The following is a 12,108-nucleotide window of genomic DNA, read 5'->3' as shown; positions in this document are numbered from 1 at the left end:
CTGAGAGAGGCTTCTGAAAGATGAAAAGGTGAGCCTCGACTTCGGCGACTCCATCATATCTCCGGCTTAAGGATGATTCTGTCGGATGCGGATCCCATTACTGCACGATAGGCATCTTTCGCTTCTCGTAGTGAGTAGATCGCATTTGACGAGATTGGATAAGGCCGCAGACTGCGGGTTTGAAGCCCAGGCACGATTTTCCGTAGAATGTCGCCGCTCCTGACAGATGAAAGCGCGAGAGTGTCGACCCCGACGTAGGTATGTTGGCCACGATAGAATTCGAAAATGTTGAACTGAACGGAACGGTCGACTGCGGCAATCAAGATTTGGCGGCCGGCGAGCGCTAAAGATTTGTGAGCGGACTGAAAGTAGGGGTCTCCCACCGTATTGAAAACAATGTTGGCGCCCTTTCCGTCGGTTAGTTCTCGAACTCTCGCAGCAACGTCTGTGTTTGCGGAATTGATGACCTCGATTGGGCTGCTTGCATATCCTTGATATGGCTTTTCATTACGTACGACGCCAATAACATGTGCGCCCCACCAACTGGCAAGTTGTGCCGCAGCTTGACCAACTCTTCCATTCAACCCGAAAATAAGTACGGTTTCGCCAGATGATGGCGTGCCAGCGCGCCGAAAGCCTTCGACGGCACTGACGAACGGCACGCCGATCCCGGCAGCTTCGTCAGCAGTAATGGTGTCCGGCAACTCCACCAGTGCCTCAGTTTCTACAACGAGATGGCTCGCGTGCGAGCCGTCGCAGCGGATACCGAGATCACCGGACGATCCGAATACCGCGCGGCCAAGCCATTGCGATGGCCCCTCAATAACGACGCCAGCAAAATCCCGTCCAGGTGTACGCGGAAATACAGCATAAGGCATTAGCCCGATTGCAGCCTTGGCATCGGATGGATTGACGCCGGCCGCAGTGATTTTAACAATCACTTTTCCCGAATTTGCTTGAAGTGAATGTTGTTCGATTACAGGGTTTATCAAAGATATGTCCGCCGCCTTTTCGGTCAGGCGCACACAGGTGGAAATAATCATATTGCGTACTTTCTTGGAAATGCCGTCAAAAGGAGAATCCGCGCTTTAGCGCGCAGGTTGCGGAAGGCCTATGATGTCTCGGGTTTCCAATGGCGTAGCAATCTGGCCGCCGAGGTCTTCGACGATACGCTTGGCTTTCTCTACCATGGCGGCGTTGGATTTCGCGAGCTGTCCACGAGAGAGATAGACTGCATCCTCCAGCCCGACGCGAACATGTCCGCCTGCTAGATAGGAATGGGCAACCATGGTGAAGGAAGCCCGTCCAACACCTATTGCAGTGAACTCAGTATTAGGAGGTAAAAGATTTCGCGCATAAATAACTGTTTCCGGACTGGGCTGAAATCCATAGCGCACGCCTGTCACCAAAGAGCACAGCACAGGCCCTTGCAATGTTCCGTCATCTAGAAGGGCGTGCATCAAGGCAATATCACCGGAATCGAAAAGTTCGATCTCGGGCTTCACGCCTGACTCGCGAATGATCTTGGCCATGCGTCGGATGTTCTGTGGGGTATTGATGACTACCTCGCCTCCGGAATTCATCGTGTTGAGGTCCAATGTACAGATATCCGGCTTCAACGCGGCGATATGCTCGACTCGCCGTTCCGGCGCTATCAGCGTCGTTCCTGGTCCAGCAATCCTCGGATTGTCGTGTGAGGGGACGAAGCGGCCTCCGGGACCCGTAGTTAAGTTGAGGATGAGATCCCGGTTCTTTCCCCTAATTTGCTCCACTGCGTCTCGATAGTAGTCGAGCTCCATCGAGGGGTTACCGGTGTGAGGATCGCGAACGTGGATGTGAACGATCGCTGCTCCGGCATCTGCCGCTTCAAGAGATGCATCTGCGATCTGTTGCGGAGTGATCGGAAGATACGGTGTCTGTTCTGGCTTCGTCAGATTGCCAGTGACTGCGCAGGTGATGAATATCTTTTCGCGGGGTTGACGCATGATGTTTCAAAGACTCCGGCCGCCATCGACGACGATGGTCGTTCCTGTCGAAAATGTCAGGTGTGTGGCGCAGGCAAGAATCGCATCTGCAATGTCGAAAGGGGTCGCAATCCTGCGCAGCGGTGTAGATGCAGCAGTTCTGGCGTTGAACGCAGCATTGCGTCCCGGCACAAATGCAGTGTCAACGACACCCGGTGCGACTCCGACGACCCGAACTTCGGGAGCCAGCACCCGCGCCAGCGACTTGACCATCACATCGATGCCGGCCTTCACCGCGCAATAGGCAATCGACGAACCAATCCCGGTATTTCCCGCGATAGATGAAACTAATACAATCAGGCCATTGCCTGAAGCCTTCAACAGTGGAGCGAATGTCCGGATCGTTGCAAACTGACCCCGCCAGTTGACTGCAAACACTTGATCGATCACTTCATCGTCCAGCGCGCTGAGGTCAGCGTGAGGAATGGAACGCGTGAATCCCGCTGCATTGACAAGAATATCAATAGAACCATGCTGCGAAGTGATGGCATTACGTAAAGCTAATAGGCTTGCGGTATCGGCGACATCGGCTGGGAATGCTTGATGTCCCGAGCCTGAGAGCTCAGCCACAAGATCGAGTGCGGCGTCCGCTTTGCCTGGGCGATGAGTGATGATGACCTTTGCGCCTTGGCTTGCAAAGACTTCCGCGCATGCAGCGCCAATGCCTCCGGTGCCGCCAATAACAAGCGCAGTCTTGTCTTTGAGTGTCGAAGTCAACGGCGACCTCACTTGATCGGGGGTGTTGGAAGCTTGGCAAACCCTGGTTCCATCGTGAAATCGTACTCGAGGGTATGCCAGGGCGCAGTAATGTCGGCCGCTGGAGGTTCTCCAGAATCGTGTTTCCGGTAGGTTCCAATCAACGCTGCCGTGACCCCGAACACGGCATCTGTTTCCAGGTAAGGATCGTCGTTCACGAAAACCTGAGTAATCAGCGTTTTGAATTTTGGCTTGAACAACAGGAAGTGGATATGAGCGGGCCGATAGGGGTGGCGCCGCTGCGCTCGCAGCAGATCGCCTGCAGGTCCGTCAGTCGGAACGGGATAACCGTCCGGCATTACGGAACGAAATTCGAATATGCCCTCGGCGTTCGTAACCAACTTGCCGCGAAGGTTCATGTCCGCCTGATCTTGATCCTGATTCTCGTAGAGTCCTTTGGGAGATGCTTGCCAGACATCGACATCGACATTTGCAATAGGGTTGCCATTGATATCCTTCACCCGGCCTTTGACAAACAATGCAGCTCCCGGCGTTGAAGAGCGAACAATCGAGCCGCCGTTTCTTATCGAAGGCGCGTTAATGCGCCAGAAAGGACCGAGCAAGGCAGCAGTAGTTTCCGTTGCCCCGGCATTTCCGTTGTTCAGCAGGCAAACAAGCGTCGACAGTCCTATTACATCGGCGATGAGAACGCCTTCGTTGTGATGCTCGGATGTGGCTTTCCCAATACGATTGAGAAAGTTGATGCCGACTTCATATTCCTCTTCAGTGAGTTCGACTTCGCGTGCGAAAGCGTGAATGTGAGAAATGAACGACTTGGTAATCTCCCGAAGGCGTGCGTCGGGCGTGTTTGCCATGGCCGCAAGGACGGCCGGGGTCACATCGGCAACTCCATTGATCATGCTGCTCACTTATGTCTCACGTCCAGAACCCGGTCTAACTGATAGCTTTAATTGCAATCGTTTGCAATAATTACTGCAAACGATTGCAAAGCGTTTGCGGCGGAGGTATGCTTGGCCCGGTTCTGCTCTTTCTTCCCTGCTTTCGCCGTTTTCTGATCGGTGCGCACTCTGCGCGAGCCCGCTAGACAAAGGAGATACCGTCAATGCGCAACTCGTATCTGCTGAGTTTCAAAAAGAAACTGCCCGCGCTCCTTATGGGTGTCGCGCTCGCGCTTGTGGCAAGGGGAGCGCTTGCGGCTGATCCCGGCTTTACCGATACCGAAATCAAGATTGGTGGTATCTGCCCCAGCACCGGCCCTATTGCCTCATTCGTTACCGGCTGCGCCATGCAGGACGCGTACTATAAGTATATCAACGAGCGCTTCGGCGGCGTGATGATGAGTGACGGTAAACGCCGTAAAATCAACTATGTCTATTATGATGATGGCTATTCGCCGCCACGTACTGTCGAGCAAACGCGCCGCCTTGTTGAGCGCGACCAAATTGCTTTTCTAATCGGCCCCCTCGGTAGTGCTACGGGTCTTGCGATCCGCGACTATCTCAATAAGCGCGGCGTACCGCAGCTTATGGTCGGTAGTGGCTTATCGACGTTCAATGCCGATACCGACAAATATCCGTGGAGTATGGCCTGGCCGCCTTCTTACACGACCGAGGGCAGCGTGTTTGCCGAATTCGTGAAGACGCAGAAGCGCAACGCCAAGGTCGCGGTGCTTTATCAAAACGATGACTTCGGCAAAGAACTATTGAATGCGTTTAGACACGCAGCGAAGGATCTGGATATCCAGATTGTTTCGGCTCAATCCTACGAAGTGACGTCGCCGACGGTTGACTCGCAGATTTTGAACCTCGCTGCGAGCCGGGCTGATGCGCTTTTGTTGTTTGCTGTTCCCAAGTTTGCTGCGCAAGCAATGCGCAAGATACAAGAGACGCAATGGCGTCCGATGGTTATCCTTACCTCCATCAGCGCATCGAAGAGGAGCGTGATGGAGCCGGCTGGTCCGGAAGCTTCGGAAGGCGTCTATTCGGTGATCACTCTGATGGATCCCACGGCTTCTGATCATGCAGCTACCGAAGATATGAAGCTCTTCCGCGATATAGGAGCTAGGTTTGGCGGTACGGGCCTAAACCCCGATGATCCGTTGACGGTTTCCGGATTTGGGCAGGCGCAAGCTATTGTCGCAATACTGGAAAGAGCAAAAGCGCCCACGCGTGCCGCTATCATGGAGTCGGCCCGCCATCTCTGCGGCGTTCGGGTGTTTGGGGTTCTTCCTGGTATCAATGTTTGTGCCAACGGTAAGCAAGACCCGTTCTATTTCGAGTCGATGCAAGTGGTTCGCTACTCCAAAGGAAACTGGAGACCTGTGGGCAGCATTATTACGAAATACGAAGGCAAGACACCGCAGCATGTGAAATGAAGCATTCTGTGCTGCGTTGTTGTTGCGAAGAGTTGGGCTGACGAATTGTTGCCGCAAGAGACGACGCAATCGCTCATTGTCTCATCTGATAATGTTCAGGTCCGGGTAATGAAAGGCGTCAATTCGTTGGCTTCCCATCATGATGTCCATGATGATCTGCCGAGAAATGCGGGAGTGAGCTTGAGCGCAATGGGCAGTGCGCGCACGCGGATGTCGGAGGCGGTTCTCGTCACGGGAGGACACAAACGGTGAAGACATCTCTTCTGCAAGTGCGGGATGTACAGGTTCGCTTCGGAGGCATTGCAGCCTTAAGCGGCGTATCGTTCGACGTATTTCCGGATGAAATCTGCGGGCTTATCGGACCGAATGGTGCCGGCAAGACGTCACTGTTTAATGCGGTGTCGCGCGTTTGTGACGTCACAAAGGGAAGCATCTGCTTCAATAGAATAGAGATTACGCGTTTGCCCGCGCATCGGATTGTCGAACTCGGTGTTGCTCGTACACTGCAGAATATCGGTTTGTTTGCGGAGCTTTCCGTGATTGAGAACGTGATGCTTGGTGCGCATCACATTATTCTACCTGGTTTCCTGGAATCGGTCGTCGCCAGCAGGTCCCTGGAAAACCGCTCCAGAAAAGCTGAGGAAGAGGCGCGTGGGATTCTAGCGGACCTCGACCTTATCGATGTGGCGGATCAAGTTTGCGCAGGACTGCCGTTCGGTACCTTGAAACGCATCGAGCTTGCCCGTGCGCTCGCCGCCATGCCGCGGCTCCTCATGCTCGACGAGCCTGCCAACGGACTTTCGCACGGGGAGGTGGACGAACTCAGTGAAGTCATTCTCCGTATCCGCAATGCGTACAAGCTGACGGTTCTTCTGGTCGAGCATCATATGCGGATGGTGATGCGTATCTCCGATCGCGTGGTCGTGCTCGATAACGGGCTGAAGATTGCCGAAGGCCTTCCCGCCGAAATCAAAGCTAATCCCCGTGTAGCGGAAGCCTACTTGGGAACCGCTGCATGACTTTGCTTCGTATTGAGAATCTTGAAGCGCGTTACGGGGCGTTCAAGGCTTTGCACGGAATCTCGATGGAGATCGAAGCTGGCCAGATCAGCGTTATTTTGGGTGCGAATGGCGCTGGGAAGACGACGACGCTCAGAGCAATTTCTGGAATCGTAGATCGTTCCGGATCAATCACATTCGATGGTGTGCGTATCGAAGGATATCGGCCGCGCGATGTTGTTGCTGCCGGTATCGCACACGCTCCGCAGGGGCGCGGCACATTTTCCGAACTCACTGTGGACGAGAACCTGCGTCTCGGCGCCTATCTGCGTTCTGGAAAGCAAGTCGCCCAGGATCGCGAGCGCTGGCTCGAGTTCTTCCCGCGACTTAAAGAACGTCTCCATCAACAGGCGGGGAGTCTCAGTGGCGGCGAACAGCAGATGCTGGCTATTGCGCGTGCGCTAATGCTCAGGCCCCGGCTGCTGCTGCTCGACGAGCCGTCGCTCGGGCTTGCGCCAGTGATCACGCAGAGTCTGTACAAGACGCTAGCGGCCATTCGCCAAGCAACAGCGATGACGATGCTAATTGTTGAACAGAGTGCAAACCTTGCGCTTGGAATCGGCGATCGAGGGATGGTTCTCGAAAGTGGAAATATAGTCTTGCAGGAAAGCGCCGAGCGTCTTGCACAGAATGACGAAATTCGCAGGATTTATCTGGGTTACGAATGAACCTCCTTCTCAGTCAGATCGCTGATGGTGTTGCGGATGGTGCGATTTACGCGTCGCTCGCGCTTGCGCTCGTCTTTAGTTATCGCTCGACCAATATTGTAAACTTCGCGCAGGGCGAGATGGCAATGCTATCCGCCTATTTCGCTTGGCAGTTGATGGCCTGGGGGCTCGGTTTGCTACCAGCGGCACTGATCAGTATCACCATATCTTTCTTCATGGGAGCGCTGCTCTATATTCTGGTAATTCGACCGCTTTCGAAAGCAAGCTTGCTGACTGTGGTGAGTGTACTTATCGGACTTTATCTCGCGCTCAACAGTCTTGCCGGCGTCATCTGGAGCTTCACCATCAAGTCGTTCCCGAGCTTGTTTCCAAAGTGGCATATTCAGATCGGTACCTTCAGCATGTCGATGGAGACGGCCGGTATTGTCGGTGTCATCGCGCTGGTGCTGATCGGTCTCTATCTTCTGTTCGAGAATACAAAAATCGGACTTGCCATGCGCGCCGCTGCGTCGAGCCCGAATTCGGCTATCCTGGTTGGCGTTTCGGTGCCGGCTATGTTGCTGATCGGTTGGGGAATTGCCGCGGCACTCGGTGCGCTCTCCGGAATTCTCGTGGCGCCCCGTGTATTTCTGAACCCGACGATGATGTTTGGTATCATCATCTATGCTTTTGCCGCGGCGACGCTGGGCGGGTTTGACAGTGCAATCGGTGCAGTCGTCGGCGGTCTCGCCATGGGAATCATCGAAAACCTTGTAGGTACCTACATTCCGTGGATCGGCCCCGATCTGAAGGTCATTGCAGCACTCGTTCTCATTTTTGCAACTTTGCTGATCAAGCCGGAAGGTTTGTTCGGCAAGAAGCGAGTGGAGCGGCTATGAGCAGTCGTGTGGTTTGGCCATCGTGGAAAAAGGCGGTTGCAGCGGCGGCGCTTGCTTTCGTGCTGCTTTATATCGTGCCTTTCAAGGCGCCGGGTTATCTCGTTAGCCAGTATGCAACCGTTCTCGCCTTTGGCATCGCGATTATAGGCCTCAATCTCGTGACTGGCTTTGGTGGTGCTATTACGCTGGGTCACGGTGCGTTTGTTGCACTAGGCGCATATACGACGTCTATCTTGGTCGTGCGATACGGCTGGCACCCGATAGCAACGATACCGGCATCCGCCGCGCTGGGTTGGCTGGCTGGTTTATTGTTCGGCTTTCCCGCACTTCGCCTGCACGGGCTTTATCTTGCTCTGGGAACGCTGGTGCTGTCGATTACGGTACCACCAGTCTTGAAGCGCCTGGATGGGTTCACCGGTGGCGTACAGGGATTGAACGTCGGAAATCCGGCACCACCTGCCTGGTTGGCAATCGATGATACCCAATGGATTTATTTTGTCTCGTTGGTTTGTGCGGGCGTGCTATATTTCGTTGCGCGAAGGATCGTCGATGGCGCGCTCGGGCGTTCGCTCATAGCGACGCGTGACAACATGCTGGTCGCCGCTGTTATGGGCATAAGCCGCGTGAGACTGACAACGATCACGTTCGCGGTGAGCAGTCTTTATGCCGGAGTCGCAGGGTCATTGTATGCGCTCATTGTCGGCTTTGTCGCACCTGACTCGTTCACGGTAATGCTCAGCCTCAGCCTTTTCATTGCAGCTGTGGTGGGTGGCGTCACTTCGCTCGGCGGAGCGTTTCTTGGAGCGCTGTTTATTCAGTTCGTTCCGGTTTGGGCGGGTGATATCGACCCTGCGTTAGCTGGCCTCGTTTACGGTATAGCCCTCATCCTGACTCTCGTTATTATTCCGGATGGGATCGGAGGCTTCATAAAGCGCTGGTTCGTCAGATTACTCGTAAACCGGGTGGAGCGGATTAGGCCGGATGAATCTCGCTGACCAATAAAGAGAATGGCCACCAAAAGAACGTTGAATGTTTTTGGGTTGTCCTGACGATTATGCTCTTTAGTATCGGGATGCAGCGTCAACGGGTGCAGCAAGTTTGATTGCGCGTGATTCGATAACACGCAGAACGAGCGCCAACGCAACCCCAATCAACCCGCAAAACAGCAATATAAATCCGGCGAAAGTCCAGCTATTCGTCAGAGCAAACGACATTGCGATTGCCGGAGGGCCGAGCAGGGCTCCGAGGTTGGCGCCCTGCATGATCGACCCGTTGATCGCGGAAGAGTTGCCGGATTGTCCTACATAAAGTGGGACACCTGAGTACACGGCGGGAGGAAGAACTCCCGATAACCCCGAGCCGATTGCTGCGAGAAGATACTTGATCGGTTCCGGCAGCGGCAAAGCAAAAACCGCAAAGCCGCAGAGGGAAAGGGTGGCTGCCGCTATCGCAAGAAGCATCCAGCGAGGCGCGCCTTTCTGTACCGCCAGGCTCCCCAGGAGATTTCCTAGGATGTTGGCGCCGACGATGAGTGCGGCGACGATGCCTGCCGTTGCCGCGTCGAGTGTGCCGGTTCTCACAACAAGAATCGGCATCCATGTGATCAAGGCGAACCACTGGAAGGAATAGAAGGCGAAGCTCGTGGCGAGAAGGGCCGGGCCGCCGGTGCTGAACGTTTCCCGCAATCCGCGAAGCGAAACCTGGGGACGACTGCTCTGTCCCGAGACCGGTGGCAGCAGATAGACGATTGCTGCGAACGCAGCGCAGGCCCCCGCAAGCCCGACCCAAAAGAGGCGCCAGCCGACCGCCTGGCTGATCGGGACCGCGACGAACATCGCAAGCATGACGCCGAGGGGAACGGTCGCTCCCCACAGGCCGAGGGTAATGCGTTGATGGCGAGGAGCCGTTGCATCCGCGATGAGAGCGGGGAACGACACCATGCAGAGGATGTATCCCGCGCCTTCGATGCTCCTGCTGACCAGCAGCATTTCGACGGAATGACCGAAGGCGCCGAGAAGATTGCCACCGGTCAGCGCAGTGAGACCGACCAGGAGCATTTTCCGCCGCCCGACGCGATCCGCGAGCGTTCCTGCCGCGATGCCGGCGGTTGCCCCGAGAATGTTGAATATGGAAGCGATCCACCCGGCTGTCGTGATGCCGATATGAAGATCGCTCTGCAGACTGGCAAGGAGCGGTGGAATCTTTCCAAGATTGGTCGCAGCGAGTATACCGCCGGACAGCATAACGACTGCGAAGGTCCAGAACGTCTCTTGCCGTTGCATGCTGATCAATACCGCTTTGCTATCCGCAAATCGCTGAACCGGAAAAGTAGCTTTATACTCGCACGCTGGATAGCCTGCAGGACAAAAGCGCAAGCCATGCAGGACCGTTGATGAAGAAGCAGCAACGACTTCCACTCTTCAAAGAAAACGGCGCAAAAGTCTCGTCGCCGCAGCCGCTCTTGCGCGATTTCTCACAGTCGCTGCCGATGTCGCTGTTGCGGGCACGCGAATCCGTGATGCGCCAGTTTCGCCCAAATTTAAGGAAGTTCGGCCTGACCGAGCAGCAATGGCGGATACTTCGTGCGCTTTCCTCCGCAGAATCGTTGGAAGTATCGCAAATCGCGGAGTCCACGTTCCTGCTTGGGCCGAGCCTGTCGCGCATTCTCAAGGACCTCGACAAGCGTGGCTTGTTGCGCAGAAGGTCTTCCGACAGTGATCTGCGGCGTGGCGTCGTCAATATTACACCGAAGGGCTTGCAGTTGATCGAACGTGTCGGTCAGAACGCCGAGCGCATTTATGCGCAGATCGCCAAGCGCTATGGCACTTCGAAACTTTCTGCACTGCAATCGATGCTGCGCGATCTCGAGCAGCAACTCTCTTCGCTCAATAGCAAGACGGCGCCTGAGAAGCCGAAAAAAGCGGAGCGCGGTTAAGGCGCGATAATCGGTGTTGCTTGCAAGTCCGCGGCGCGGATAGGGGTGTTCGCGAATACGCTGCCTTCCTCAAACCAGGATCGCGGGGCCGGCGCGCCCCAAAGCGTCTGGCGTTGCGGGTCCTTCAGTCCCCAGCGGATCGGCTCGTGATCGGGATCGATCGTCTGATAATCGGAGCAGTAGATTTCGACGCGGTGGCCGTCAGGGTCGCGGATATACAAAAAGAACGCATTCGAGATGCCGTGTCTGCCGGGGCCGCGTTCGATGTTGGCGACATAGCCGGTCGTCGCCATGACATCGAGGAGATCGATGATGCTGAGCGGTGTCGGCACCCAGAATGCAACGTGATGCAGGCGAGGGCCGGAGCCATTGGTGAAAGCAATGTCGTGGACGCCCCCTTTGCGATGCATCCAGGCAGCCCAGAGCTCATCGGTGTCCTCGGTTGCCGTGTATTCGGTCACGCGAAAGCCGATGGAGTTGTAGAAGCGGACGGCGTCCAGAACACTGGGGCTGAAGCAATTGAAGTGATCGATCCGCAGCGGCCGGACGCCCTTGTATAATTTGTACTGCTGATGGATGGCCGGCAGACGATCCATCTTGGCGTAGAACTCGAGTGGAATTCCCTGAGGATCGCGGGTGCGCAGCGTGCGGCCCTGATAAGGGACCTCGGTCCACTTCGCCGGTAGCTCAAGCTTTTCGAAATAATGTTTTGCGCGGTCGAGCTGCTCTTCGTCGGTGACCTTGAAGCCTAACTCCTGCGCGACGGCAATGTCGCCACGTTCCAGCACCAGACAATGGTGACCGCGCTCCTCCATCGCCCGCAGGTAAATACGGCGGTCGTCTTCTGCGGTGACTTGAAGCCCGAGCGTATCGACGTAGAAATCGCGCGAGGCCTTCAGATCGGTAACCGTGAGCACGATATGGCTCAGCCGCACGATGTTGAACGGCGGATTGAAAACGCTTGCAGGTATTGCCATCTCGTCCTCACCAATCAGGATTTGGCTTTTAGGCGCTCGTGCAGGTTATTGAGTTTCAGGGATGCGGTCTGATCGAGTTCACGGATTTCGATCGAAATGCCGAGCCCATACTGTTTCATGACTTCTTTCGTGTGTTCTCGAAGAACCTCAAGAATGGACTGCGAAACCTGCTTTTTCGTCTCGGCGCTGCGGCCCGGCGCGATCCGCATATCGACATGGATGAACGAGTTGTCGGGATCGCCATCCGCGACCACATAAAGATCCTGCGAGATCGCGCGCGTGCGGACGCCGCCTTTTTCGAAAGCCCCGCTTGCGAGCACCGCAGCATGAATGCCTGCGATAACGTCGCGCATCGGAATGCGCTGATCAAGGTTGCTGGAGTATTCGACGGTGATATGGGGCATCGGATAATCTCTATTAGGATGGCTCGCTCTCGTCGACCACGCCGTTGCGCAGGAGGCCGATATTTTCAGCTTC

General features: G+C 55.4%; 13 protein-coding genes. 6 read left to right on the top strand and 7 right to left on the bottom strand.

From position 1 onward, the window contains the following. Positions 1 to 53: 53 nt before the first annotated feature. From AB7F49_RS33960 to AB7F49_RS33945, 4 genes are read right to left on the bottom strand one after another with little or no spacing between them, the layout of a single operon-like run. Positions 54 to 1,064, bottom strand: a complete 1,011-nt coding sequence (locus AB7F49_RS33960; protein WP_428530530.1) for a quinone oxidoreductase family protein — start codon at positions 1,062 to 1,064, stop codon at positions 54 to 56. Positions 1,065 to 1,088: 24 nt separating this feature from the next. Beyond that, positions 1,089 to 1,985: a 3-keto-5-aminohexanoate cleavage protein gene (locus AB7F49_RS33955; protein ID WP_428530521.1), complete on the bottom strand. Its 897-nt coding sequence runs from the start codon at positions 1,983 to 1,985 to the stop codon at positions 1,089 to 1,091. Positions 1,986 to 1,991: 6 nt separating this feature from the next. Beyond that, on the bottom strand, positions 1,992 to 2,741 hold the full coding sequence (locus AB7F49_RS33950; RefSeq protein ID WP_428530518.1) for an SDR family NAD(P)-dependent oxidoreductase: 750 nt from the start codon (positions 2,739 to 2,741) through the stop codon (positions 1,992 to 1,994). An 8-nt stretch (positions 2,742 to 2,749) separates the two neighbouring features. Next, complete coding sequence (locus tag AB7F49_RS33945; RefSeq protein ID WP_428530527.1) at positions 2,750 to 3,640, bottom strand: dioxygenase; 891 nt, start codon at positions 3,638 to 3,640, stop codon at positions 2,750 to 2,752. Between the two features lie 203 nt (positions 3,641 to 3,843). Between AB7F49_RS33945 and AB7F49_RS33940 the strand changes: the two genes are divergently transcribed. The 5 genes from AB7F49_RS33940 to AB7F49_RS33920 all read left to right on the top strand — a co-directional run bounded on the left by AB7F49_RS33940 (position 3,844) and on the right by AB7F49_RS33920 (position 8,714). After that, a complete protein-coding gene (locus AB7F49_RS33940; protein ID WP_428530515.1) occupies positions 3,844 to 5,115 on the top strand; it encodes an ABC transporter substrate-binding protein in 1,272 nt (423 codons plus the stop codon). A 248-nt stretch (positions 5,116 to 5,363) separates the two neighbouring features. Next, positions 5,364 to 6,134, top strand: a complete 771-nt coding sequence (locus tag AB7F49_RS33935) for an ABC transporter ATP-binding protein (protein WP_428530512.1) — start codon at positions 5,364 to 5,366, stop codon at positions 6,132 to 6,134. After that, positions 6,131 to 6,841 (top strand): ABC transporter ATP-binding protein, encoded by a 711-nt coding sequence (locus AB7F49_RS33930; RefSeq protein ID WP_428530509.1) that lies wholly within the window; start codon positions 6,131 to 6,133, stop codon positions 6,839 to 6,841. The genes AB7F49_RS33935 and AB7F49_RS33930 overlap by 4 nt, the downstream gene beginning before the upstream one ends. After that, positions 6,838 to 7,719, top strand: coding sequence for a branched-chain amino acid ABC transporter permease (locus AB7F49_RS33925; protein WP_428530507.1), 882 nt, complete (start codon positions 6,838 to 6,840; stop codon positions 7,717 to 7,719). Before AB7F49_RS33930 ends, AB7F49_RS33925 begins: the two co-directional genes overlap by 4 nt. Further along, positions 7,716 to 8,714, top strand: coding sequence for a branched-chain amino acid ABC transporter permease (locus AB7F49_RS33920; RefSeq protein ID WP_428530505.1), 999 nt, complete (start codon positions 7,716 to 7,718; stop codon positions 8,712 to 8,714). Before AB7F49_RS33925 ends, AB7F49_RS33920 begins: the two co-directional genes overlap by 4 nt. Before the next feature lie 66 nt (positions 8,715 to 8,780). Here the strand turns inward: AB7F49_RS33920 and AB7F49_RS33915 are convergent, their stop codons facing one another. Further along, complete coding sequence (locus AB7F49_RS33915; protein WP_428530524.1) at positions 8,781 to 9,962, bottom strand: CynX/NimT family MFS transporter; 1,182 nt, start codon at positions 9,960 to 9,962, stop codon at positions 8,781 to 8,783. Between the two features lie 149 nt (positions 9,963 to 10,111). Here AB7F49_RS33915 and hpaR point away from each other — a divergent pair, with 149 nt between their 5' ends. Then, entirely contained in the window at positions 10,112 to 10,654 is a 543-nt protein-coding gene (gene hpaR, locus AB7F49_RS33910) for a homoprotocatechuate degradation operon regulator HpaR (RefSeq protein WP_428530503.1), read from the top strand. Here hpaR and hpaD read toward each other — a convergent pair. Continuing rightward, positions 10,651 to 11,631 (bottom strand): 3,4-dihydroxyphenylacetate 2,3-dioxygenase, encoded by a 981-nt coding sequence (gene hpaD, locus AB7F49_RS33905; protein ID WP_428530501.1) that lies wholly within the window; start codon positions 11,629 to 11,631, stop codon positions 10,651 to 10,653. The two genes, hpaR and hpaD, sit on opposite strands and share 4 nt — an antisense overlap. 14 nt (positions 11,632 to 11,645) lie before the next feature. Further along, positions 11,646 to 12,108 (bottom strand): hypothetical protein (locus AB7F49_RS33900; RefSeq protein WP_428530499.1); only part of this gene is annotated, 463 nt, incomplete at its 5' end.

Origin of the sequence: Pseudorhodoplanes sp., from assembly GCF_050250235.1 — a bacterium.
Lineage (GTDB): Bacteria > Pseudomonadota > Alphaproteobacteria > Rhizobiales > Xanthobacteraceae > Pseudorhodoplanes.
Note: the sequence above shows the minus strand (reverse complement) of the source record. Positions and strands in the feature narration are given on the sequence as shown.

Coding starts and splice junctions, on each gene's coding strand:
- AB7F49_RS33955 (WP_428530521.1), bottom strand. CDS start 1,985: ATGCGTCAACCCCGCGAAAAGATATTCATCACCTGCGCAGTCACTGGC.
- AB7F49_RS33945 (WP_428530527.1), bottom strand. CDS start 3,640: ATGATCAATGGAGTTGCCGATGTGACCCCGGCCGTCCTTGCGGCCATG.
- AB7F49_RS33940 (WP_428530515.1), top strand. CDS start 3,844: ATGCGCAACTCGTATCTGCTGAGTTTCAAAAAGAAACTGCCCGCGCTC.
- AB7F49_RS33930 (WP_428530509.1), top strand. CDS start 6,131: ATGACTTTGCTTCGTATTGAGAATCTTGAAGCGCGTTACGGGGCGTTC.
- AB7F49_RS33925 (WP_428530507.1), top strand. CDS start 6,838: ATGAACCTCCTTCTCAGTCAGATCGCTGATGGTGTTGCGGATGGTGCG.
- AB7F49_RS33920 (WP_428530505.1), top strand. CDS start 7,716: ATGAGCAGTCGTGTGGTTTGGCCATCGTGGAAAAAGGCGGTTGCAGCG.
- AB7F49_RS33915 (WP_428530524.1), bottom strand. CDS start 9,962: ATGCTGTCCGGCGGTATACTCGCTGCGACCAATCTTGGAAAGATTCCA.
- hpaR (WP_428530503.1), top strand. CDS start 10,112: ATGAAGAAGCAGCAACGACTTCCACTCTTCAAAGAAAACGGCGCAAAA.
- hpaD (WP_428530501.1), bottom strand. CDS start 11,631: ATGGCAATACCTGCAAGCGTTTTCAATCCGCCGTTCAACATCGTGCGG.